We start from the raw sequence: 24,222 nt of genomic DNA on the forward strand, positions 1-24,222 counted from the left end.
TTTAAAAATTGGCTTTAATACCCATGGAAAATGTTTTGGACATGGGGTAGGCATCATTGCTGGAGGTGCCTGTAATAAGGGAACTACCTACAAATTCGGGATCTAAACCGGGCCATTTTGTGCTGATCCAAAGGTTGGAGGCTGATGCAAAAACGGTTAACTGATTGATCTTCCACCTCTGGATCACCGCTTTGGGTATCGTGTAGCTTAAATTGATGTTTTTTAACCGTAAGAACGATGTTTCGTATACCAGTCGATCTGAGGTTCGCGAGTTGGAAGCCGGATCATAATACGTTATTTTGGCAAAATGTGCATCTGGATTTGTTGGAGACCACAGATCGGTATAGATTTCTTGGTTTAAACTTTGACCCAATAATCCAAACAGACTGTTTTGATAGTCATCCATAATGGCTTTAGCACCTTTTGAATATTGGAATACAAAAGACAAGTTTAGATTTTTATAGCGGATACGATTGTAAAAGCCTCCAAAGTATTTGGGTTGGGCAGTTGCTATTACAGTACGGTCATCGGTATTGATGACTCCATCGCCATTGAGATCTTTGTATTTATAGTCACCGATGCCAGTGGCCGAGTTCTGATAGTAACCGGTCGGAGATTGGCTGTTCAAAGCATCGATCTCTTCTTGATTGTTGAATATATGGTCTACTAAATATCCTTTTCGTGTACCTGCAGGATAGCCTTCCAAGTAAGAATCTACAGAATAGGGACTGATATTGGCGCCGTGCAATTTTTCGATTTTATTCTTATTGCGAGCGATATTAAACGATAGGTTCCACGTAAAATCTTGTTTCTTCAGGAGGTCATAAGCCAATTCCAGTTCAAAACCGGTATTGCTCATGTCGATGATATTGGCATAGTAGGTACTTGAGCCTGCTTCAAGAGGTACTGGTGCTGGAGCCAATGCTCCGGTCGTATACCGATCATAGACATCAAAGCTACCTGTAAAACGGTTATTGAATAGGGAGAAATCGAGTCCGGCATTGTACTCCCGGGTTTTTTCCCATTTCACATCGCGATTGGGGAGATTTGGATCGAGTACAATCGCTGGTTTTTCTCCCCAAAGATCATTTGAGCCCCGAACAAAAAATTGGCGGTATAAGAAATTACTGATATTGGTAGAGCCGGTATTACCCCAGCTCAGGCGCAATTTTAGATCATTGACAGCCGGTGCCGATTGCATAAACTGCTCCTTGTTGATGCGCCAGCCCACAGAAAGGGAAGGGAAGTATGCCCGTTTATTTCCAGGTCCAAATTTGGATGACTCGTCGGTCCGGAAATTGGCTTCTGCCAGATAGCGTTCTTGATAATTATAGCTCAAGCGGCTGTAGATCGAATTCAGTCCTTGTTCTGTACGGTAATACGTGAAATAGGTATCACGAGCCGCTGAACCGGGGTCGGTCAGGATCTCATTGTCCGGAAATTCTTCATACGTATGTGCATCGCCACTATTTTTATAGCGGTCAAATCCCATACCTGCCATTGCATAGAGGTGATGATCGTCTTTTTTCCAGTCATAATCGAACCTAAAATTGAGACTGGTATTGCTGTTGTTGGAGGTATTGGTGTTGAGGTTGGCGTACAGATTCAGACCATAAGCGGAAAAGTCATCCTGAGAATAAGTCGGGGAGAAGATACTTGCTCCGCCCTGATATGCAGCAACACTAATGTCACCGTGAAATTTGAAATTTTTGAAGATTTTATACTCCGTGTAGGCCGATCCCAAGAACTGATGGATATGATTGATTCCCCTGTTGTGCAGCTGCGTCAAGGGATTGGCCAAAAGGACCGGTCCGCCATAGATCAGCGATCCATCAATAGCAGTAAACCGGCCGGCGTCGTCGTAAGCAGGTACATCGGGTCTGACCAGCCAGGGTTTAGTCAGGCCGTCGGCAAATAATTGCTGTCCATATTTTAAGGTACTGTAGGAATAGTTCAGTGAAGCTCCGACCGTCAACTTATTGCTGACATCACTATCAAAGGCAAGTCGTCCGTTGTAGCGCTTTAGTCCATTGTTGATATATAATCCTTCTTGGTCAAAGGCATTGAAATTAAAAGCCAAATTACTATTTTCAGATCCTCCGTTTAAAGAAAGATTAAACTGGGAAGTGCGGGCATCGCTATTGCGGATCAATTTGGTCCAGTCGGTATTGCCTGTATAAAAAGCATCATCACGGAGGCCATCAAAACGATACATCAGCGGTGTGCCAAAACCATCATCTTCCAAAGGAGTTACATGTCCCATGATTTCAATAGCTGGTATCTGATTATAAAAAGCATCGTAGGGATCTATTTGCCCTTTATTAATACCATCAATGGTATTTTGGATAATGATTTTCTGGGCATCTTTAAATTGATCAACCGACAACGGCTTGTACATCTTCGTTGGGTTGCTGATGGAATGGGTATAATCGGCAGATATGCTTAATGGTTTGTTCTTTTTTCCTCTATTTGTTTTGACAATAACGACACCATTAGCCCCTCGGGAGCCGTAGATAGCAGTTGCGGCCGCATCTTTTAAGATATCGATGCTTTCTATTGCCGAAATGGGGATATTAACAAGGGGATTGATCGTTGGAAATTCGCCTGGAGATTCAATAAAAAAAGGTACGCCATCGATCACATAGAGCGGTTCGTTGGAGCTCCCGGATAAAGGCGATGTAATTCCTCTGATATTCAACTTCGCGGTTGCTCCTGGAGCACCTGAGTTCTGAGTCACCATCACGCCCTTTGCTGCACCACCCAATATGGATTCAAAAGTTGCTGCATTATTGCTGAAATCAGCAAGCTGTTCCTGTTTGATCGAGGATACTGAGCTGGTGATGTCTTTCTGTGTTTTCGTTCCGTAACCAATGATGACCACCTGGTCCAACTGCGAATCGGCTATAGTCATGGTCATCTTCTGATGCACGCTAGCTTGGTCCAAGGTAATCAATGATGCCGTCGTCAGATAACCGATATAACTATAGGAGAGCTGGTAGGTACCATAGGGCAAATCGGCAAAGGTAAAATTTCCATCTGCATCCGATACTGAGAGTAAATCAAGACCTTTTCCAACAATTTTTATGGTCACACCACTCATCGGAGCGTGGGTGTTGGATTGTGTGATATTTCCACGAACAGCTCCCAATTGCTGATCTTTTGATTTGATGATCACGGTCTTACCTTGGATTTGAATGTCCAAAGGTTGCGTTTCAAAAATTTCTTTTACGATATCTTTGAAACCGACGCTATAGCGGTTGATCGTGACGGGTGATGTATTTTTTAAGATTTCGTCGGCATATAAAAAGCGGTATGCACTCTGCTTTTCGAGTTGCTGAATAATCGATTTTAAACTGCTCTGCCGTGCTTGAATCGTGATTTTTTGACCATAGCTTGCAACGGAAAACTGCGAAAATAGGGCAGTAAGCAGCAATAACGTAAGATAACATCTTACATGGTTGAAGTAATTGTTTTTCATAAGGTTAGCGTTATATTATTTTGCTTTTACATAGATGGTTTGCTGCTCGATAACAAATTTTATTTTATCGGTCATCTCCAATAGATTTAAGACCTGATCGATTTCCTGATTTTTTGAAATGCTTCCAGTAAAGCGGATTTGTGCGAGTTCCCGATTTTCAAATACGACCTCTGCATGATACCAGCGTGCAATTTTCTGCATGATGCTTCCTAATGGTTGGCTTTGGAAGATAAACAGATTATCTTTCCATGCAGTATTGGAGGCTATCGCTGCGCTGGAAATATGAATTTTTTCACCGTCAAATAGGGACTGCTCTCCTGGTTTAAGGAGGATATGTTGCTGACCGGATGTCACTTGTACCTTCCCTTCAAGCAGGGTGGTCGTGATATTTTTATCGTTGCGGTATGCTTCAATATTGAATTTTGTCCCCAAGACTTTGACTTCCTGCTCTTTAGATTGTACAATAAAGGGCTTACTTGGATTTTTTGCAATCTCAAAATACCCCTCACCGATCATTTTAATCCGACGTTCATGTCCATTAAATTGTGAAGGGAACTCGAGCTCGGATTCTGAGTTGACCAAAACGATGGAACTGTCTGCCAATACAATGCGGTATTGGCCGCCACGTGGCACGATGAGTTTATTTGTAAGAGGTGTTGCCTTGCTGGTTGGGTCGATGGCATAGGATATCGTTCCATTTGCCAACTTTTTGATAACAATCCCATTTGATTCGATAGTCTCTCCAATGATAAGTTGGGTCAGGTCTAAGGAATCTTTTTGCCCCAACACGAGTGTAGCGCGGTTTCCTCCAGGTTTGATCATGGATGTTTCTACTATCAGTTGCTTCCTTTGATTTTGGGAGATCAGATATATCATGGTGCTAAAAGACAAAAGACCGATCAGGATCGCGGCATAGCGCAAATAAGTAGTTTTTTTCTTTTTGATCGGGTTCAGCTGTTTCCATGACCGTTCCTTGGCCGATTCAAATTCTTCGACGGTCAACGTATGTTTATAATCTAACGCGCTGTACCATGCTTCGACAGCCTTTTTTTCAGCTGCTGTACAAATGCCCTCACGGTAACGGTTTAATAAATCGTTTATTTCTTGATCGTTCATGTTTGGTACTTAGGTCTTTTATATACATGACAAGACAAAAGGGGGTAGGGAGTAGATGAAAATCAAATAAATGTGAAAAGAACGTAATTTATTTTTTTCTTCAAGATTTTGAGCGCATTGGCCACTTGCTTTTTTACCGTCAATTCTGAGATCGCCAATAAGTCTGCAATCTCCTTATGGGAGAGCTCCTGATTTCTGCTCAATAAATAGATCTGTTTCATTTTAAGCGGAAGCGCATCGATCTCCTGTTGAATAATCTGTTCCAGCTCATTTTTATGAATGGTACGATCTGTTGTTTCTTCAAATTGTCCTTTGAAATATTGAAAAAGCTCCTCCCGTTCATCCTGCTTTTTGGTTTTGATATAAAAATTGATCACACTGTTGCGCAGGGAAGCAAATAGGAAGTTGATCACCTGACCCTCGATATTAATCTGGTCACGCTTGGTCCAGATATTCATAAAAAGATCTTGGGTAAGATCTTGGGCGTCTTCTTTGGATTTTACTTTACGAAGAGCCTGTGAAAGGAGTATATAGTATAGGCGGTCATAGAGGTGTTGAAATGCAGTAGCATTTCCAAGCTTAACAAGCTCGAAAAGTTGCTCATCGCTACAGTTCTGGTATTCCGTCAGGTGCATCAACAAATATAATATTAATTTGTATTACATAATGTAGTCTGTTGCGAAGTACAGAATCATTGTTATAAAAATGTAAAGTATTGTTATAATACACCCTCTGAATGTGTGTTTAAAGCCTGTTAATATAGTTTTTTGACAAAATCTTGATGTAGATCAAGATTTTAATCCTATTTAAAAGTGTACGTTTGTTTTAAAAAAGATCATGGTATTGAAAAAATATATGTTATTACTGGCCGCAATGTGCGTGCTTTCTTTTGCTGAGGCCCATAGTCCGGTGCCTGCAGATTCGCTCCGTGCAACAGAGAAAAAAGATCGTTCGGCATATTTGATGGTCAGTCAGCAGTTGACTTTATCTGCGGCGAATGATTTGAGCGCCTTAGTGAGGGCAAAAGCATTGGAGTTGGGCAAACAGGTTTCTGTTGCAGTAGTAGATGTGAATGGTCAGGTTGTACTGATCAATAGAGGAGATGGCGTAGGGCCTGATAATTCGGAGGCATCTAGACGGAAGGCTTACACAGCTCTGTCGACCAAAACTGCAACATTGTTGTTAGCTAAAAATGCGAAAGCGAATCCAGCAACAGAAAATTTAGCGCATCTTCCCGAATTGTTGCTGTTAGGTGGTGGCGTGCCGCTATATTATCAAGGAAATGTTATTGGTGCAATCGGGGTATCGGGGGGCGGAGGTCCAGAAAATGACGATCTGATCGCTCGAGCTGCTCAATTGCTGGAATTTGATCTTGTTGCCAAGTAGGAATATGTACAAAATGAAATAAATTTTACTCTAAAAAATAATAGCTATGAAAAAAATAATTTTAGCCGCTTTACTGTATCTTTCTTGCAGTGCAGCTTTCGTTCAGGCACAGACCTATCAATTGTCAAGCCATATTTTGGATATCTCGACGGGTCTTCCTGCTCCCGAGGTGCCTGTTAAACTGCAGAAGTGGAATGAAAAAGATGATACTTGGACAGTAGTAGATCAAAAAATTACGGATGAAAATGGACGTATTAAAGATTTTTTGGAACAAAAAAATGCAACAAAAGGAGTTTATAAACTGACCTTTTTAGTTGCCGATTATTTTAAAAGTAAACAGGTCACTAGTTTTTATCCCTTTATAGAAGTGGTTTTTGAAATCAAAGATAATAAGCATTATCATGTGCCGATTACTTTATCTCCTTTTGGATATTCCACCTACAGAGGAAATTAAAAACTGTCCCCTAAAAAGGTAATCATAAAAAAAGAGCATCTTGACTAAGATGCTCTTTTTTTATGTGGAGACTACTGGGTTCGAACCAGTGACCCCTACCTTGTCGAGGTAGTGCTCTAAACCAGCTGAGCTAAGCCTCCGTTGCGTATGAACTGGTGCAAATAAAACAATTTTTTTAGAAATAAAGAAACAGTTGAGATAAAAAAGATTAGCAAATTATAATACGACGTGGTTAAGTTATTGTAGAGTAGGTGGTTATGGTGTTGGTAGGTTAGTAGGTTAAGAAGTTAGTAGGTCACTGGTTACTTCGTCACTCGGTTACTTCGTCACTCGGTTACTTCGTCACTCGGTTACTTCGTCACTTTGTAATTCGGTCACTCCGTCACTCCGTCACTTGGTCACTCCGTTACTCGGTCACTTCGTCACTCGGTTACTCACATATTTCGTCACTAAATTTTAAAGTATTTTATTTATTTTTGATGTAACGATCTGCCAGCTAGATCTGTAATGGATTATGTGCTATGGGCACTTAGCCGTTGGAAACATGATCAGGCACAGGATTGTTGAATACCTTTAAAACCAATTCAAATGAGCTTGGTGATACCTTATCGTGTTCATCTACACCATTAAAACACATGATCGCTATGAAAGATACAGAACTACCCCAAGATATAAAATGGTTCAATGCAGTGGTCTTGGTGATCATGGCATGGGTTACTTTAGTTGCCATTGAGCCTTGGACAGCCTGGCAAATGGATCCCCAGTCGCATGGCTATGGGTGGAATAGATTTAGCTATTTTACGATCCAGAGTAATATGATCGCTACAGCAACTTATATCATTGCGGCGGTTGCTATATTAAGAAAAAAACAGCTGGGCGAATGGTTTAGGTATCTCCGTGCAGCAGCTGTCCTGTACATGATCGTTACGGGAGTTGTATTTACCGTATTACTGCGCGATACAGCGGTAGATACCGATCCAAACCACTTCAATTGGAGTAATTTTATCTTACATGAATTTGGACCTTTCTTTATTACGGTTTGGTGGTTATTATGGCCCTCGAAAAAGCCAATAACAGCTGCCAATTCATTTTATTTGTTGATTTTCCCTTTGATCTGGGTGATCTATACATTTGTCCGTGCGGCAATTACAGGTTGGTATCCTTACCCTTTTCTTGATCCAGATGTGTCAGGAGGTATTGCCGGAGTCAGTTGTTACGTATTGGCGATTACCATTTTCTTCTTATTCCTCTGTCAGCTACTTGCTTGGATCAGCTGCGCTCGGGAGAATAATAATACGCTTTATTAAAATCCTATCATGATTGAATAAACGGCTTTATAAAATTTATGTATTTTTGTATCTTGTTCAGAGGTTAAAAAGGTGAGAAGGTTAAGAGGTTAGAGGGCACTGCGTTACTTGGTTACTGCGTTACTAATAACTGCGTTACTTGATTACTGCGTTACTTGGTCACTGCGTTACTTGATTACTGCGTCACTAATAACTGCGTTACTTGATTACTGCGTCACTAATAACTGCGTTACTTGATTACTCGGTCACTTCGTTACTCATTACAGCGTTACTAAAAAAAAGGAATTTGGAAATATTACTTGTTGAAGATGAACCATCTGTTATATCGTTGATTCAACGGGGACTCAAAGGGGAAAACCATGTGATCAGTGTCGCCATGGACGGATATACGGGTTTAAAAATGGCGGGTCTCCATCCCTATGACTTGATTATTCTAGATGTCATGCTACCGGGTATGAATGGTTTGGAAATCTGCAGAAATATCCGCAAAACAAATCAAGATGTACCTATCCTTATTTTAAGTGCCCTAAATCAGACGGAGGATATTGTTGAGGCCTTTAATCGGGATGCGGATGATTACCTGACAAAACCTTTTAAGCTGGATGAACTTCGAGCGCGCATCGATCGGCAATCTCGAAAAGCGAGGCAACAAACGATGACAGGCAATACCATCACGATCGATAATCTGGTGATGGACCGGGATAGTAAAAATGTGCAACGTGGAGGTAAATCGGTTATCCTGACGGCTACCGAATACCGACTGCTGGAGTATCTGATGGTCAATAAAAATAAAATTCTTTCTCGTGTCGATATACTCGAAGAAGTATGGGGTATAGACTTCAATATGAGCACCAATGTCGTTGACGTCTATGTCAACTACCTCCGTAAGAAAATTGATTACACGACTGAGAAAAAACTCATTCATACCGTTATTGGAATGGGCTATATCCTAAGAAATGAAAATTAGAACCAAGGTCATAGCGCTTTTTTCGGCCATTTCGGTCATTTATATTGTATCTTTTGCTCTATATGTATCTTATTTTACAAAGGATAGCTTACAAACGAAGTTCTACCATCGTCTGGAAGAAAATGCCACTATCGTCGGTAATCATATCGTTCAAAATGATGCCTATAACAACAAAGTTTATTATGAAGTCACCCGTAAATACCTGCGTCAGCTTGCGGAAGGAAAGGATTACCTATTACGTATCGTAAAGGGACATACAGATCTTCGCTATAAACCTGATCTTCCTTTGCCCGACTCCTTCTATGAAGAGGCTATAATTAAAGGAAAAGCACAGTTTCTGCATCAAAAAACGTCCTATGTGGGAATGTATTTTATCGATTCCCTACATCAAGAAAATCTATTGGTGATTTCTGAAGGTATCGATGAATATGGACACGATGAACAAAGGATGCTGGATCATACCTTAATGACAGGTGGACTATTTGCGATTATATTGGTTTCCTTACTGTCCTTTTATTTTGCTAATCGGTTATTGGCGCCTATTAAAGCGATTAATAAAGAATTGACTCAGGTCGATATCTCTCATCTGGACAAGCGGGTCAAGAATACTTTTTCGGAGGATGAAGATGAAATCGGTGTCCTGATTGCCAATTTTAATGCGATGATGAGGCGTTTGGATATCTCGGTCAAATCGCAACAGAGCTTTATTGGCAATGCTTCCCATTCCCTGCGCACACCACTCACCATTATCGGTGGAGAAGCCGAATTGGCCCTCCAACTTCTGGATAAAAACCATGAGGCTTATTATTCAGTAGATGCTATTGTCAAACATGCCACAAAGATGAACTTGATCATCAATAACCTCCTGCTCTTATCGAGGAGCGGATTTGATGGTAAAATCGAAAACAAACAGTTAGTTCGGATCGATGAGTTGTTGTACGATGTACAAAAAAGCGAAAAAAGCATGAATCCAGACTGTGAAATCTTTTTGGATTTTTCTCATATTCCTGAAGATAGCAGTGAGATGAATATCTTCGTCAACCTGGATCTATTTTATATTGCCTTTAGTAATATTGTTTCCAATGCCTGTAAATATGGGAACAATAAAACGGTGACTATTTCTTTGGTCTGTCATTTGAATCTTGTAGTTGTCAAAATTTCGGATCATGGCATCGGTATTCCCCTGAACGATCAACCGCATATTTTTGATTCTTTTTATCGGGCATCCAATGTCGGGGCGATCTATGGAAACGGGTTGGGATTAGTGCTTGCCAAGCATATTTTTGAATTACATCAGTCCATCCTCTCGGTATCTTCGATTGAAAATAAAGGTACATCCGTGAGTGTCTATATTCCAAAATAATATTTTCTAATCTCGCTCTAATTTCATTCTTATCACATTATTATCTCTTTGCGATATACTTGTGTCAAATGTGTTGGAAGATGAATCGATCCTGTTATAGTGCTGCTTAGGCACGCTGTATCGCCATTCGGATTTCAGCTCCATTCAAAGACAAGTATATTCGAATGAAAAAAGTAACATCCATTGCCGCATCTTTATTTTTAATAGCCTGCATACCACAAAGGGTAGCAGCGCAAGAAAAAGCTGTTGATACCCCACCTCAAATCGATTCTTTATATCAATCGCAGCCGCCGACTTCAAATCTTTTTCACCTGGATGTGCTGTTACGTGCGGGATTAAATGTCGAATCAATGGGGGCTAGTGAAGCGACCAACAAGATCAATCTGGATGAAGCACGGATCTTACTCCGCGGGGATTATAATGACCAGTTGTCGTACCGTGTTCGATTCCGCCTCAACCGTTCTTTTGCTCCAACGAGTCAGGACAATGCCTCTCGTGCGCTGGACATGGCTTATCTCAAATATAAATTTGGGAAGGATCATAAATGGGCGATAACGGCAGGAAAGCAAAGTGCACTCGTCGGAAGTTACGAATTTGAGAATAACCCCATTTACGAATTTAAGTTTACCGATTATGTAGACCGCATCCTGAATCTTTTTGTGGTAGGAGCAACGTTGTCTTATGAGCTTAATCCGGATCACTCCCTTAACCTTCAGGTCTATAATACCATCAACGATAGTTTTGCAGATCTACATAGCAAAAATGGATATACCCTTGGGGATTTAAAAGCTTCGAGTACACCTATTGGTGCTTATGCGACGTGGATCGGGTCGTTTTGGGATAAAAAGATCAGTACTAAATGGTCCTATAATATCTCCCAGCTGGCTGAACATAAAACGAATCATGGTATTTCTTTGGCCAATAAACTAAAAACAGATCGCGATATGCTCTATGTGGATTTGCAATACAGTTATCTGGCGGTAGACTATGCTCTGATTGCTTCGGCAGCGATGAATGATTTTTATGCCAGAACAAACAGCGATCGTGTATTGGCACAGGATGTCACCTATAAATCGATGGTTGCACGCTATGATCGTATGCTGAGCGATAAGTGGGAATTAGCACTAAAAGGGGCATATGAAACTGCGGGGATGACGAAAGATACCGATATCGATCGGGATTTTCGTCGCAACTTGACCTACTTTGCAGCTTTACAGCATAAACCGTTTAAGAAACAAGATCTCCGTTTTTATCTGGGCTATGTCGGCAATACGGTATCTTTTGAAAGTCAGTTTAATCGTCCGAAACAACAATTTAATCGGCTGGCACTGGGAACTTATTTTACTATTCCAGCACTATAATTAATCGTTTTTTAACACAGCGTAAATACGCTTTTGGAGGTACTTTTTCCTGCAGTGCAGCCCCAGGTAAGGGGATAGCTGAACAGGCTACAATTTGTCCCTATCCATGACCTTTTATTAAAAAAGCATTGAATTTAAATAGATCATTATGCGTTTAACACCGAGAGAAACAGAGAAGCTATTGCTTCACTTGGCAGGAGAACTTGCTGCCAAGAGATTAAAAAGAGGGGTAAAATTAAACTATCCGGAGTGTATCGCTTACATCAGCGGACAGATTATGGAAGAGGCTCGTGATGGAAAGTCTGTAGCATCATTGATGCAATACGGAACAACCTTATTGAAGCGTTCCCAGGTCATGGAGGGGGTTCCTGAAATGATTCACGATGTGCAAATTGAAGTCACCTTCCCAGATGGAACCAAGTTGGTCACCATTCATAACCCAATCCGTTAATTTAAACAACTATACGATATGGTACCAGGAGAATACATCATCAAAAAAGGAGAACTGAAAGCAAATGTAGGTTATAGAACGGCGAGTGTTACCGTTAAAAATGAAGGCGACCGTCCGATTCAGGTGGGATCACATTATCATTTTTTTGAAGTGAATAAGATGCTGTCTTTTGATCGGGAAGCGAGTTTTGGAATGCGGTTGAATATTCCGGCGAGTACAGCGGTACGTTTTGAACCGGGAGAACAGAAGAAAGTTATTTTGGTTGAAATGGGCGGAAACAAGGAAATTCATGGATTTAATGGTTTGACCAATGGTAAGTATACCGACGAAAAGGTGAAAAAAGCAGCATTGGAAAAGGCAAAACAACAGCAATTTAAAAGCACGAAATAATTATGGCAGGATGGAATAGAAGAGAGTGGATTAAAGTGGTCGGGCTGGGTACATTGGGTACCGCTACGATGGGACTTGACGCTCTGGGTTTAGATAAATTAGGTTTAGACAAATCATCGGTAAAATATATAGATGGGGAACTGTATATACCTCGAGATAAATATGCAGCGCTATTTGGACCGACTACAGGAGATAAAGTTCGTCTCGCCGATACCGAGCTTTTTATCGAAATCGAAAAAGACTTTGGGGTCTATGGGGAGGAAAATAAATTTGGTGGTGGAAAAACCATTCGTGATGGGATGGGGCAGTCTGCTCGTGCCATGCGTGATGAAGAGGTTCTGGATTTCTGTATCACCAATGTCATCATCATTGACCATTGGGGTATTGTAAAAGGTGATATTGGTATTAAAGATGGTAAGATTGTCGGTATTGGTAAAGCAGGTAACCCCGACGTGCAGGACGGTATTACGAAAGGCATGGTGATCGGTGGATCTACAGAGGTACATGGTGGTGCAGGATATATCCTGACGGCTGGAGGTATTGATACCCATATTCACTTTATATCACCACAGCAAGTAGAAACGGCACTTTATAGTGGTGTGACGACTTTTATCGGTGGTGGGACAGGTCCGGCAGATGGTACCAATGCGACCACTGTAACTTCAGGTAAATGGTTTATGGAGCGTATGTTTGAGGCTTTTGAAAATTTGCCGATTAACGTCGGTTTCTTTGGGAAGGGCAATGTCTCTACGACAGGACCGATCGAGGAGCAAATCGAAGCAGGGGCATTGGGGGTCAAAATCCACGAAGATTGGGGCGCAACTCCGGCGACCATCGATGCTGCACTTCGGGTGGCGGACAAATACGATGTACAGGTGGCGATCCACACGGATACGTTAAACGAAGCAGGATTCTTAGAAGATACCGTAGCGGCAATTGATGGCCGTGTGATCCACACTTTCCACACCGAAGGGGCTGGTGGTGGCCATGCTCCGGACATCATCAAGATCGCCATGTATCCAAATATCTTGCCTGCATCGACCAATCCGACTAAGCCATTTACGGTCAATACGGTAGAAGAGCATCTGGATATGTTGATGGTATGCCATCACTTGGATAAGAATGTAAAAGAAGATGTGGCTTTTGCAGATTCAAGAATCCGTCCGCAGAGTATCGCTGCTGAAGATATTTTGCAGGATATGGGTGTATTCTCCATTATGAGTTCGGATAGTCAAGCGATGGGCCGTGTAGGTGAAGTGATCTCCCGTACATTCCAGACTGCCCATAAGATGAAGATCCAACGGGGACCTTTGGCAGAGGATAAATCAAACAATAATGACAACTTCAGGGTGAAGCGCTATATTTCAAAATATACCATCAATCCGGCCAAAGCACATGGTATTGATCAATATATCGGTTCGATCGAGCCTGGCAAAATTGCCGATTTAATTTTATGGAAACCGGCCATGTTTGGTGTTAAACCAGAAATGATCATCAAAGGGGGTATGATCGTAGGAGCAAAAATGGGGGATATCAATGCCTCTATTCCAACTCCACAGCCGATTATCTATCGTCCTATGTTTGGTAATTATGGCAAAGCTTTGCAGCGGATCTGTTTCAATTTTGTTTCAAAAGTCTCCCTTGAAAATGGGAATATCAAAAAATTGAACTTATCGCGCGTAAGTTTACCGGTGCAGGGCTGTCGTACTGTTCGCAAGAAAGATATGGTGCACAACGATGCAACACCCCATATTGAAGTAAATCCAGAGACGTATGAGGTATCGGTAGATGGTGTATTGGCCGTTTGTGATCCTTTGAAAGAAGTGCCGATGGCACAACGTTTTTTCTTGTTCTAAACTATTGGGGTGATGCTGATCGCAAGAACAATTTTAGGCACTATCGGGAATGAACCACAACCATTGGAGGTCGATTTCCTCCAACTGGAGTGGTTCGATACCACAAAGAGGATTATCAGAGCGATGACGGTGGGAGGACGTGAAATCGGTTTCAAAAATTCAACCAACCGACAGTTGTCGGATGGTGATCTGCTGTATCGCGATCCAGATTTGGAATTCTGTATTGTGGTCAAGATATTGCCTTGTTCTTGCCTTGTTTTTAGAGCTGCTACCCCCAGACAGATGGCTTACGTCTGCTTTGAAATTGGAAATCGGCATATCCCCATTTTTATCAACGAGCAGCAAGAAGTCATTACGGCATTTGAAAAGCCGCTGTTTGACTTGTTCATCCGAAGGGGTTTGCAACCTACGATCGAGCATCGGGTGATCGAAAGAACAAGTGCCTGGATGATCCATCCATACAAGCCTGTACAGAAAAAAATTAGTTTACGACTATAACAAGCATATGAATCCACTATTAACGCTGCTCCAGATTAATGATTCGGTATTTCCTATTGGCGGATTTACGCATTCCTATGGATTGGAGACTTACATTACGAAAGAGATTGTCCATGATAGCAAATCGGCAGAAGAATATGCGATCAAGCTACTGGAACATAATTTTTATTACAATGATGCTGCTTTTTTTTCCAAAGCTTGGGAGCTCTGTGCAAAGCGAGCATCTCAAAAGAAAATAGCTGAACTAGACGCGTTGGTCACGGTGCTAAAAGCGCCGTATGAAATACGGGAGGCCAGTAGAAAATTAGGGCTTCGTTTTTTGAAGTTAACGGAAAAATTACATCCTATAAAACGTTGTTCTGCTTATCTCAAAGCCATTAGTAGCCATGCCCTTCATGGTCATTATGCTATCGCTTTTGCGATGTATGCACAGGCCCTAAACATCAGTTATCAAGATGCCTTAAGTGCGTTTTATTATAACGCTCTCAATGGTATGGTCACCAATTGTGCTAAGCTTGTGCCTATCAGTCAGATGGATGCGCAGCAGATTCTGTTCAAGCTGCAACCTGTGATCGATCGTTTGGTGGCGGAGCAACCTCATCTGAGCGATGATCTGATCGGAAACTGTTGTGTAGCGCAGGATATACGCTGCATGCAACACGAAAAATTATATACACGAATTTATATTTCTTAATAAAAATGGCAACAAGAAACTACGTTAAGATAGGAGTAGGTGGACCTGTTGGGTCTGGTAAGACAGCGCTGATCGAACGGTTGGTGCGATCGATGTCGGACGACTACAGCATCTGCGTCGTCACCAATGATATTTATACGCGTGAAGATGCTCAATTTCTTCAAAAAAACTCCGCTCTTCCTGCTGATCGGATTATTGGGGTGGAAACCGGTGGTTGTCCGCATACGGCGATACGAGAGGATGCTTCCATGAATATTGAAGCGGTGGAAGAACTGGCAGATCGCTTTCCAGATACGGAAATCATCTTTGTGGAAAGTGGCGGGGACAACCTGACTTCAACCTTTAGTCCTGATCTGGCAGACCTGAGTATTTTTGTGATCGATGTGGGTGAAGGGGAAAAAATGCCACGTAAAGGTGGACCTGGAATAACCCGTTCCGATCTATTGATCATCAATAAGATCGATTTGGCTCCTTATGTGCATGCCGATCTGGAAGTCATGCGTCAGGATACGTTACGTATGCGTGGCGAGCGGCCGTTTATTTTTACCAATCTGATGACCTTAGAGGGTTTAGAAGAGGTGAAAAACTGGTTAAAGAAATATGCATTATTAGAAGAATAAGAAGATGGAAAGTGTCATTCAGCTACAGGTAGGTAAAGAGGGAACGTATAGTGTCTTGAAAGAAAGTGGGCACAATGCGCCTTACAAACTCACCCATTATGGGGCGCCTCGGCTCCAGGAGCATCTGGAGATGATCATCATGAGTGCGTCGCCCGGTATTATGGATGACGATACGCTCGACGTTGCGATCCAAATGAAACCCGATACGCAGTTAAAGCTGTTTACACAGTCTTTTAATAAATTACATCCCATGAAACGGGGTGCGCGCCAGACAACGGTGGCACATATCGATGATGGAGCTGTTTTTTATTATATCCCTCATCCGGTGACGCCCTTTAAGGACTCCATCTTTAAAACGGACAATAGCCTGTATTTGACTGGCGATGCGGTGTTGATCTGGGCCGATATTATTGCTGCTGGAAGGATTCACATGAAAGAAGCTTTTGTTTTTAACAGCCTCCATAGTACCACAAAAATATACCGCAATAATGTTTTGATCTTAATGGATAACCAGTTTTTATCGCCGGCTAAGCAACCGATAAGAAATCTGTTGTTCTTTGAGGGCTATACACATCAAGGGACCTTTCTCTTCTCGGCACCTTTTGCTAAAGAACTAAAAGCCGAATTGGATGAAATCCTGACTCTCGAATACAGCGATATTACCTATGGTTTTACGCAGGCAGCGGATGATATCGTGATGCTGCGTGCTCTAGGCCATGATGGTGAATTGCTGTATGATTTTATGGGGATGCTGGGACAGCTGTGCTGGGATTTTACGCAACACATGCAAGAGGAAATGCGACTGAAACAGGAGACAGATCAACATGCGGCTGAAAATTTAGAAAAAGCTGAAGTAACTGCGTCGACAGATTTGAAAATAGAAAATTTGAATGAAGAGCATACTATGCTGTTAACCAAGCCAGCCAAGAAGCGTAAGGTAGCGAAGAAAGGAACTGCTATAGGAAATTCGGTGATCAAAAAAGTTCAGGTGAAGAAAATAGGATCAGGCCATTAAGATCAGTATGCTTATTATAGAAAGAGATCAAAAACAGATTTCACCATCGAGCTCGGCAGTGATCGATATACTGCATATTGATTGGTATGAAGTCAGCAAGACGGTTCTCAGTCGACAAACGGAAGGAGGGCGTCTTGTTCGCTTATATCGTGCTGGTGCTCCACGACTTGAAAACGGAGAGATTATTTATTCTTCTCCCGAACTTAATATTCAGATACAGATCAAACCCTGTACCTGTATCATCCTTAAAACAGATGACCTCAATACCATTGCTCATTTTTCCTTTGATGTGGGGAATAGACATTTACCGTTATTCTGGTTTGAAGATGAAGTGGTGCTTGCATATGATGGACAGCTATTTCCTGCTTTAAAGGAGCAATATGGTGATCGTGTACTACTCGATATGCGTGTACTTTCGCCAGCTTTTGCTTTGCAGAACTTTGGTCGGACTACCGTTAGGTAAATGATCTGTGCCAGATCCCTCTATAGGTGCTGCTCAGGTATGGATTATAAAAATAGCTATTAAAACTGATGCTGTTTTTCTTGTTTTTTTCCTTGGAAATCAATAGGTAGACCATACCTAGGTAAATTTGTTTCATGTGTTTATTTTTTGCTTTTGTTACATACGTTGATATTGTGAATTAATTAATCATTAATTAATTAAAACCCTTTAGTGAGGCTTTTGATTGCATTTAAATCGTGATGTAATGGTATTGCGAGTATAAATTCAAAAATCAACTTATTTTTTTCCTTTTTAAATGCTATCTTTAATCAAAAGTATAGGTGTTCAATAGTAAGTTTAAACAACAAGTTTAAATATTGAATATATATGCGCTAACCAGTATCTAACTTAAGCGTAACGTATCATGATAAAAGTGGGCATAATTGATAGTGACGAGCAATCAAGAATAAACATAAAAAAAATCCTAACTGAAAATTGTCTTCATGGTCATTCGGTTTCATTACAAATCTTATTTGATACAGCAGGTGGAGTGATGAAAAGCGTTCATCAGGTCTCGTTACCGGATGTGATTATATTGGATATCGAACATCAGGATGTGACGATCATCGAGCAAGTCAATCGACTGTATCCAAAAACAGAGATCATTGTCTTGACACAATTGGCCGATGTAAAGACCGTTCGTAAGTCTTTTCGAAATGGTGCTGTCAGTTATGTTTTAAAAAACACGTGTATGCCATACTTGATCAATGCAATTGTCATCACGTTAAATCAGGGTTCGTTCGTCAGTCCGACGATCAACAGAGCTTTAATCGAGCAGGCTTTTAGTTCAAAAAAATACGAAGACATGCTGACCGCTCGGGAGCTCCAGATTGCAAATGGTATTGTCGAAGGTTTAAGCTATAAACTGATCGCTCAACAGTACCATATTTCATTGGATACGGTTCGTATCTATATCAAACGGGTTTATCGTAAACTCAATATTAATAGCAAAGGTGAGCTGATCGCTCAATTGTCAGCCTAATGGTCAATTCGTTACATGAAGATGTGACTTGAGTTATTTCTGACTGACCGAATTTAGATTGATTTTTGTTATTATTTGAACCTCCTGATATGCGAATGAAGTGTTTGTGGACTTTCTTACTTCTGATGTGCTCTTCATTTGTTTTCTTATCCGAAGCGAAAAGTCAGCAAAACTTTGATGTGGAGTATCGTTTGGAACAGGACAGTATAGCCGTGATCCAAAACCACACATTTGCCAACAAGATCTCCATACATAACCGTACCGATAAAACCATTGAACTGATCCCTTTAGCTCAAGGTACCCTATCTTTGTCTGGTTTAATCAAGCTGCCGCAAAAAATCATCTTACAGGCTAACGAAGAAAAAAGTTTTCCGATTAAATATATGGCCGACCGAAATACGTTGAAATTTAATAATCAAGCTTTCACTTTCGGATTTTCGAGCCCCGACAATACGCTCCGAATACCGGATCCTGTTACGTTTTACACCATATTTGATCAGGAACGGTCGCTTATATTACAGGCAGATCAACCAGAATATTATTTGGATCAGGCCACTAATCAGGTGCAGTTTCGGATTCTGGCCTCCAATGCGGGGCTCGTGCCCATTACTTTTAAGCTACTTTTCTCAGGATTTCCGCCAGGTTTTGAAGTGATGGGGGAAATCTTACCGATCACCCTGCAGCCTGGAGGGCAGGTACTGCTCCCTTTTACGGCACGAATGCAATCTAAAAGCAGGTTTGATGATGTGGATATTGCCATGCAGGGACTCGATGAGATGGGCCAAGCATTGACCAGTAGTCGGATTCGTATCCTACAGGTGGGGAGTGTGAAACGGTTTGGAGCTGCTCCAAACTATGGAAATGAAGCTTATAATAATGCCGTCGCATTGCGCTACACCAGTATGGATAAATATAACTTCATCTATCAGCTGCAGGGGTATGGTGATCTTGACATCACTCCAGATAAAAAATTAAATTATCGGCTTAATCTAGATTATTATCAAGATCAAAAAGCTTTTAATAGCTACGATACCTATATCGACTATCAAGCGAAAGATTGGGCCATCAAAGTGGGTAATATTTATGAAAATCTGGATCAAACAATCAATGGCAGAGGAGTAAAAGCCAGTTATAAATTGGATAAAAATCGTTCTATTAGCCTTTATGGAGTAGAAAATAACTATATGCTCTTTACACAGCTCAGCCATCTGATTCCTGGTGCACATATTATTGGTGCCAATTATACGATTCGAACCAGTCAAAATCAGGAAAGTAATTTGACTTATCTGCATAGTGACCATGATTATCGTCAGATCAATAGTGATCAGATTAATGGGAAGACGATCATCCCAATCGGTTCAAATCAACAATTATGGGTAGAAGGAGGCTATAGTACGGAACGTGCTGATCAAGGAGGAAGTAAACACGCTGTCGCTGCGGGTGCCAATTACCAGTACCATACAGAACATGTGCAAATCACCAGTATGAATTATTACAGTTCGCCATATTACACGGGGCTGCGTAGGGGATTGATCCAAAGTGATACGCGCATCACTAAAATGCTGCAAGATAACAGCAGTATTGCTGCGCGCGTGAGTTATATGGATAATAATCCAAAATACCAGCGCACAGATCGGGATTATTTTTTTGGTAATCCCAATCGCATCGAGATCTATGAACTGGGCTATCATACCGCAGTTGGAAAATTGCAGTTGGATATTAGACCTTATATCATGTTTCAAGAGGCGACGATTCGCGGGTTGGGCCTCTGGGGGTCGAGACCAGAAAGATGGAAGTCGAGCGCCATTAGAGCGATAGGAGATGTGAGTTATTTTAGCTCCAAGCATCGCTTTTCCTTGAGAACGGATTATGGTTATACTTATCGCAATACATCCAATAAACCGATCAGTCCATTTCATTCTTTAAGATTATCGGGTAGTTACACTAATGCTTATTTGGGTTTTAATACCTATATCCAGATCAATCCTTACTATTTGAATGATCTCATGGCAAGTACGCCAGATGCCAGCTATAGGATCTATTCTTTTGGACCTAACACGCAGTTTACGGCATTTAAGGGAAGTTTGCAGGCACAGTTGTCGACCATGTACAGCTATTACGGATTTTCACGAAGCAACAATTTGTCGCTCAATGGAAATGCGAGGTGGCTGTTTAGGGACAATTGGAGTTTAACGGTAGATGTATTTTATAATATGATCCAAAGTCGTGTTCCCTTATATTTTCAACTAGACCCCTATGCGTATGAAACTTCTTCGTTCAACAATAGGCAGATTCGGTTAGGTATTGAAAAGAAATTTGTGTACTGGAATAACAATAAGGGCCATAAATTGCAGCTGCAGTTTTTTGACGATCATAATCAGAATGGTATTGCGGATGCGGGAGAACTCAAACCTGAGGGTCTTGTGGTTAAGATTGATCAGGATGTGGCGCGTACAGATGCAAAAGGTCAGGTCACATTTTTGAATATGGCGACTGGATCGTATGCTGTTCAAATCGAAAATAATCAGGGATGGGTGGTAAAAGCTCCGATGAATATCCTATTGACAAAAAATCAACGTATAGCGGTACCCTTAGTTAAAACTCGAGTGGTAAAGGGTAAGATCACACCGATCGCTGATAAATACTTGCAAACTAGTCCAGAACTCTCTGGAATACGTGTGCATGCCGAAGACCAACAAGGTAACAGCTACCATACCCTCAGCGATGCAAAGGGCAACTATATGTTCTTCTTGCCTGTGGGGCATTATACCGTATCCATTCCAACAGCGGGAATGGCTTTCACGATTGAAAATCCAAGTCAGGAAATTCAATTGACAGATGAACAGGTGATTTATCTGCGGGATTTCAACTATAAAGATGGACGCAGGAAAGTGGAAATCAAACGTTTTTAAGGGGCAATAAAACTAAATATAATGTTGGTCGAATAGATTCCCGATGGTTTGTTCAATAATTTAGAAGTTTCTGATGCGGGAATACTATAACGGATGCTTAACGAGCGGTCGATCGTAGGATCTGCTGCATTGATCAACTGTTGTGCTGTGCTGGATAACGTGACTGTCTGCATGCCTGTTTCTCCCGGCATCGGGCCAATGCGCATGACATTGAGGGGGATGCTGTTGACTCCGGAAGCAAACGATGCCGATGTAGCCCGAACATAGAGATTATAGGGTGTCGTTTTACTGAGTTTCAAATGCGCAGGCATATCGAGGTTGACACCATTTTTATATTGGTTCGCATTGGTGAAAGATAACCCTACCGTTTGTTGATTAGCGATCAATTCGCCGAGATCGCTGACGACAACCTCTAATGTTCCGACACTTTGGGACTGTAAATTTCCTGTTGGATAGGCTGCGGAAGTTTTGTTCCAGGTATACGTCAGGGGTATGGAATAGGTACCTGCTTGTACAAATCGCGTTTTCAATTGTGCAGCAGTTATGGAAAATGCATAGGTTAGAGCTTGTGAATTGCTTGTGGGTACAACGATACCTGTTGAATTAGTCAGCGGCTGACTCGTTGCCGATAAAGCAATTGCTGTAGCGGTAGCGATTCCTGTTAAAGTCGTACTAACATTGGATACGGGTGATAACGGCAATGTGTTGTAAGTCAAGGCTGTTGAAAAGCTGAAATTGCTACCTCCTGTTTGCAAATTGGGAATATAGGGTACAGTATGAGCTAAGGTCATGATTTTATTGGCACTGATCCCGGTTGGAGACCGATAGAAGCTTAGGTTGTTGACTAAGATGCCAGTCGTTCCTGCGGTATTTTGCGCTGTGATAAAAGCGGGAACAACAATACTAAATGCTTGGGTGGCGGGACTCATGGCATTTCCGCCTAGAAGTCCGGGCGCGGTCAGGGCGATATCGGTACTATATGTACCTGCTACCCATGTAAAGCTGGAAGTCGTCAGACGCAAGTTGCTCAGAACAGTTCCTGAAGCAAGGCTGGCAACGGCCACATACAAAGACTGTGTAGCGGTGGAAAGTGAGCGTTCTGTACTGCCGCCCAGCACCGATACGCCACCGATGGTGGAAATTTTAAAGTTGGCTAGCGCTAATGGGGCAGGCCCTATGCCACCTAAGATATTACTTAAAGTCGCATTATTGGATTTAATGCCGATATTGGGCAATAAGGTGATCGCACTGTTAAATTGTCCTAAAGTAATACTTTGTTGATATTCTGTCCTTGCTGTAATATTCGCTTCGGGCAAATTCACCGAAATTTGAGCTTGTACAACCATAGGGTACAAACTGACAGCGATGAAAAGGCTGATCTTAGTATGTAATTTCTTTTTCTGCAATTTTTAGATCGTATTGAGCACCGGCATCTAAGATGGCTACCGCAAGGTAACGGCCTTTGAGTGTTGCCGGTAGATCGAGTTGAATCCATTGTTCTGCGTCCGGTAACATCGCAACAGCAATTGATTTGACCGGAATCTCCTCTCCAGTTTCGATATTGGTCAGTTCAAATCGTACGTAGGCATCTTTATTTATCTGCCCCGTATTTTTTACTTTTACCATCATTTTCCTGACCTGTTGATCGGCTTCTTTGCTGACGATACCTTTATCTTCAAAGGCTAAAAACAGGAGATCTCCTACCGGTAAACCGGCGGGAACATGATAGACCTGAATGCCAAATTCTAAAAGTATATTCATATTGACACCCTGTGGTACATCGGCCTTTTGCTCTTTGACCTGAGTGAAAAATAGCATGCTATTGGTCAAGGCAAGCGATTTATTTTCTTTCGGGATGGTCATGGACAGGTTCACGCTTTTTGTTTCTCCAGGAGCTAAGCGGATACTATTGTCGGAAAGAGCAAGCCAAGAGCCATTGGATTGTTTGCGTTGATTTACCGGAAAATATTGTTTGATCCCGAGTGAATCGCGGTCCCAATCTTTGATACTGGCCACAAAGTAAAATGTTGAAGTGGAGGCATTGCTAAATGAAATGGCCTGACTGACTGTTTGCCCTGCTTCCCCTTTAAAAAATATACGGGAAGGTGAAACAGAAATACCCTGAGCAAAGGCCAGGGTATTCAGGTATACTAAAATTAGAGATAAATAAAACTTCACAAATTAAAATGGAATATTAAGGTTTTTAATTTTTTTTATAATTGTGTTGCGGTATACGTAACGGTAGTGGTATAGACCTCCTTGGGTAAAGCCACGAGTGTCGTTGCCGTTGGAATGGTATAGACCACATTGTAAACGGCGGTCGTCGTTGGATCAGCTTCTTCGACTAAGGGTTGATCCGTTTGACTAAGGGTTACTGTGCTTAATGTTCCGCCATTTGCAGTTGTAGGATCTACGCTAACATTGACCACGCCCAATGCGGGTAAATTGGTCGTATTAGAGCTGTTGGAAGAGGTGAATAATCCATTGGCCTGTACGGAGATATCGTAAGGCTTATTGCTAATGACCGTCAGATGTGAGGCTTTTGTCACCGACTTTGGTGCGGCATATTCTGCTGCTGTAGCATACACAAAGTTGACGGTTGGAGATGCGTCCAAAGCGATCGAAATAACAGAGGCCTGCAGATCAATGTTAACAGTAACAGGATTTGTACTTGCAGATACCTGTGCTTTCGCTTGATGGCCTAGGCATATAGCTGCTAAGGCAAATAGGGTAAATATTAGGTTTTTTCTCATAATGCTCACAATTTATTAGATGCTTAAAATTAAGCATTAAGAGAGGCATATCCTATGCTGTAAAGTCACATAATGATGTTATAAAGAAGGTTAGAAGGTTAGAAGGTTAGGGAGTTA

General features: G+C 41.6%; 22 protein-coding genes, 1 tRNA gene and 1 pseudogene. 16 read left to right on the forward strand and 8 right to left on the reverse strand.

What is annotated here, in order from left to right; genetic code table 11:
* Position 1 precedes the first annotated feature (1 nt).
* The 3 genes from B3P23_RS13635 to B3P23_RS13645 form a co-directional block, all read right to left on the reverse strand.
* Positions 2–3,478, reverse strand: a complete 3,477-nt coding sequence (locus B3P23_RS13635; RefSeq protein ID WP_293926957.1) for a SusC/RagA family TonB-linked outer membrane protein — start codon at positions 3,476–3,478, stop codon at positions 2–4.
* A gap of 15 nt (positions 3,479–3,493) precedes the next feature.
* Positions 3,494–4,594 carry a FecR family protein gene (locus B3P23_RS13640; RefSeq protein ID WP_293926960.1) on the reverse strand — a complete coding sequence of 367 codons (1,101 nt, stop codon included), beginning with the start codon at positions 4,592–4,594 and terminating at the stop codon, positions 3,494–3,496.
* 62 nt (positions 4,595–4,656) lie between these two features.
* On the reverse strand, positions 4,657–5,229 hold the full coding sequence (locus B3P23_RS13645; protein WP_293926963.1) for an RNA polymerase sigma factor: 573 nt from the start codon (positions 5,227–5,229) through the stop codon (positions 4,657–4,659).
* Positions 5,230–5,431: 202 nt separating this feature from the next.
* Between B3P23_RS13645 and B3P23_RS13650 the strand changes: the two genes are divergently transcribed.
* Positions 5,432–5,980 carry a heme-binding protein gene (locus B3P23_RS13650; RefSeq protein WP_293926965.1) on the forward strand — a complete coding sequence of 183 codons (549 nt, stop codon included), beginning with the start codon at positions 5,432–5,434 and terminating at the stop codon, positions 5,978–5,980.
* A gap of 46 nt (positions 5,981–6,026) precedes the next feature.
* Entirely contained in the window at positions 6,027–6,434 is a 408-nt protein-coding gene (uraH, locus tag B3P23_RS13655) for a hydroxyisourate hydrolase (protein WP_293926968.1), read from the forward strand.
* A 65-nt stretch (positions 6,435–6,499) separates the two neighbouring features.
* On the opposite strand, the gene B3P23_RS13660 is transcribed toward uraH, so the two are convergent.
* Positions 6,500–6,574: transfer RNA gene (locus tag B3P23_RS13660), tRNA-Val, on the reverse strand.
* 504 nt (positions 6,575–7,078) lie between these two features.
* Between B3P23_RS13660 and B3P23_RS13665 the strand changes: the two genes are divergently transcribed.
* The 12 genes and pseudogenes from B3P23_RS13665 (at position 7,079) to B3P23_RS13720 (ending at position 17,419) form a co-directional block, all read left to right on the forward strand.
* Positions 7,079–7,741 carry a Pr6Pr family membrane protein gene (locus B3P23_RS13665; protein ID WP_293926971.1) on the forward strand — a complete coding sequence of 221 codons (663 nt, stop codon included), beginning with the start codon at positions 7,079–7,081 and terminating at the stop codon, positions 7,739–7,741.
* A gap of 286 nt (positions 7,742–8,027) precedes the next feature.
* Positions 8,028–8,708, forward strand: coding sequence for a response regulator transcription factor (locus B3P23_RS13670; protein WP_293926974.1), 681 nt, complete (start codon positions 8,028–8,030; stop codon positions 8,706–8,708).
* The gene (locus B3P23_RS13675; RefSeq protein WP_248755353.1) at positions 8,698–10,071 is read left to right on the forward strand and encodes a HAMP domain-containing sensor histidine kinase; all 1,374 of its coding nucleotides are present in this window, start codon (positions 8,698–8,700) and stop codon (positions 10,069–10,071) included. The genes B3P23_RS13670 and B3P23_RS13675 overlap by 11 nt, the downstream gene beginning before the upstream one ends.
* Before the next feature lie 164 nt (positions 10,072–10,235).
* Positions 10,236–11,432, forward strand: a complete 1,197-nt coding sequence (locus B3P23_RS13680; protein ID WP_293926979.1) for a porin — start codon at positions 10,236–10,238, stop codon at positions 11,430–11,432.
* 148 nt (positions 11,433–11,580) lie between these two features.
* Positions 11,581–11,883, forward strand: coding sequence for an urease subunit gamma (gene ureA, locus B3P23_RS13685; protein ID WP_108158013.1), 303 nt, complete (start codon positions 11,581–11,583; stop codon positions 11,881–11,883).
* Between the two features lie 18 nt (positions 11,884–11,901).
* A pseudogene (gene ureB / locus B3P23_RS13690) lies at positions 11,902–12,198 on the forward strand (urease subunit beta); the annotation flags it as partial.
* Between the two features lie 77 nt (positions 12,199–12,275).
* Entirely contained in the window at positions 12,276–14,129 is a 1,854-nt protein-coding gene (ureC, locus tag B3P23_RS13695; protein ID WP_293926985.1) for an urease subunit alpha, read from the forward strand.
* 12 nt (positions 14,130–14,141) lie between these two features.
* A complete protein-coding gene (locus B3P23_RS13700) occupies positions 14,142–14,627 on the forward strand; it encodes an urease accessory protein UreE (RefSeq protein WP_248755356.1) in 486 nt (161 codons plus the stop codon).
* A 7-nt stretch (positions 14,628–14,634) separates the two neighbouring features.
* Positions 14,635–15,321 carry an urease accessory protein UreF gene (locus B3P23_RS13705; RefSeq protein ID WP_293926990.1) on the forward strand — a complete coding sequence of 229 codons (687 nt, stop codon included), beginning with the start codon at positions 14,635–14,637 and terminating at the stop codon, positions 15,319–15,321.
* Positions 15,322–15,326: 5 nt separating this feature from the next.
* Positions 15,327–15,941: an urease accessory protein UreG gene (ureG, locus tag B3P23_RS13710; protein WP_293926993.1), complete on the forward strand. Its 615-nt coding sequence runs from the start codon at positions 15,327–15,329 to the stop codon at positions 15,939–15,941.
* Between the two features lie 4 nt (positions 15,942–15,945).
* Positions 15,946–16,956 carry an urease accessory protein UreD gene (locus tag B3P23_RS13715; protein WP_293926996.1) on the forward strand — a complete coding sequence of 337 codons (1,011 nt, stop codon included), beginning with the start codon at positions 15,946–15,948 and terminating at the stop codon, positions 16,954–16,956.
* Positions 16,957–16,963: 7 nt separating this feature from the next.
* Positions 16,964–17,419 carry a hypothetical protein gene (locus B3P23_RS13720; protein ID WP_248755360.1) on the forward strand — a complete coding sequence of 152 codons (456 nt, stop codon included), beginning with the start codon at positions 16,964–16,966 and terminating at the stop codon, positions 17,417–17,419.
* Here B3P23_RS13720 and B3P23_RS13725 read toward each other — a convergent pair.
* On the reverse strand, positions 17,412–17,555 hold the full coding sequence (locus B3P23_RS13725) for a hypothetical protein (RefSeq protein ID WP_293927000.1): 144 nt from the start codon (positions 17,553–17,555) through the stop codon (positions 17,412–17,414). The genes B3P23_RS13720 and B3P23_RS13725 overlap by 8 nt on opposite strands.
* A gap of 267 nt (positions 17,556–17,822) precedes the next feature.
* Between B3P23_RS13725 and B3P23_RS13730 the strand changes: the two genes are divergently transcribed.
* Both B3P23_RS13730 and B3P23_RS13735 read left to right on the forward strand, forming a co-directional pair.
* On the forward strand, positions 17,823–18,440 hold the full coding sequence (locus B3P23_RS13730) for a LuxR C-terminal-related transcriptional regulator (RefSeq protein ID WP_248755361.1): 618 nt from the start codon (positions 17,823–17,825) through the stop codon (positions 18,438–18,440).
* Between the two features lie 89 nt (positions 18,441–18,529).
* Entirely contained in the window at positions 18,530–21,352 is a 2,823-nt protein-coding gene (locus B3P23_RS13735) for a hypothetical protein (protein WP_293927005.1), read from the forward strand.
* On the opposite strand, the gene B3P23_RS13740 is transcribed toward B3P23_RS13735, so the two are convergent.
* From B3P23_RS13740 to B3P23_RS13750, 3 genes are read right to left on the reverse strand one after another with little or no spacing between them, the layout of a single operon-like run.
* On the reverse strand, positions 21,349–22,758 hold the full coding sequence (locus B3P23_RS13740) for a hypothetical protein (RefSeq protein WP_293927008.1): 1,410 nt from the start codon (positions 22,756–22,758) through the stop codon (positions 21,349–21,351). The two genes, B3P23_RS13735 and B3P23_RS13740, sit on opposite strands and share 4 nt — an antisense overlap.
* Positions 22,733–23,530 (reverse strand): hypothetical protein, encoded by a 798-nt coding sequence (locus B3P23_RS13745; protein ID WP_293927011.1) that lies wholly within the window; start codon positions 23,528–23,530, stop codon positions 22,733–22,735. The genes B3P23_RS13740 and B3P23_RS13745 overlap by 26 nt, the downstream gene beginning before the upstream one ends.
* 35 nt (positions 23,531–23,565) lie before the next feature.
* Positions 23,566–24,105 carry a hypothetical protein gene (locus tag B3P23_RS13750; RefSeq protein ID WP_248755365.1) on the reverse strand — a complete coding sequence of 180 codons (540 nt, stop codon included), beginning with the start codon at positions 24,103–24,105 and terminating at the stop codon, positions 23,566–23,568.
* Positions 24,106–24,222: the final 117 nt, after the last annotated feature.

The sequence above is a fragment of the Sphingobacterium sp. UBA6320 genome (genome assembly GCF_002440335.1).
GTDB lineage: Bacteria > Bacteroidota > Bacteroidia > Sphingobacteriales > Sphingobacteriaceae > Sphingobacterium.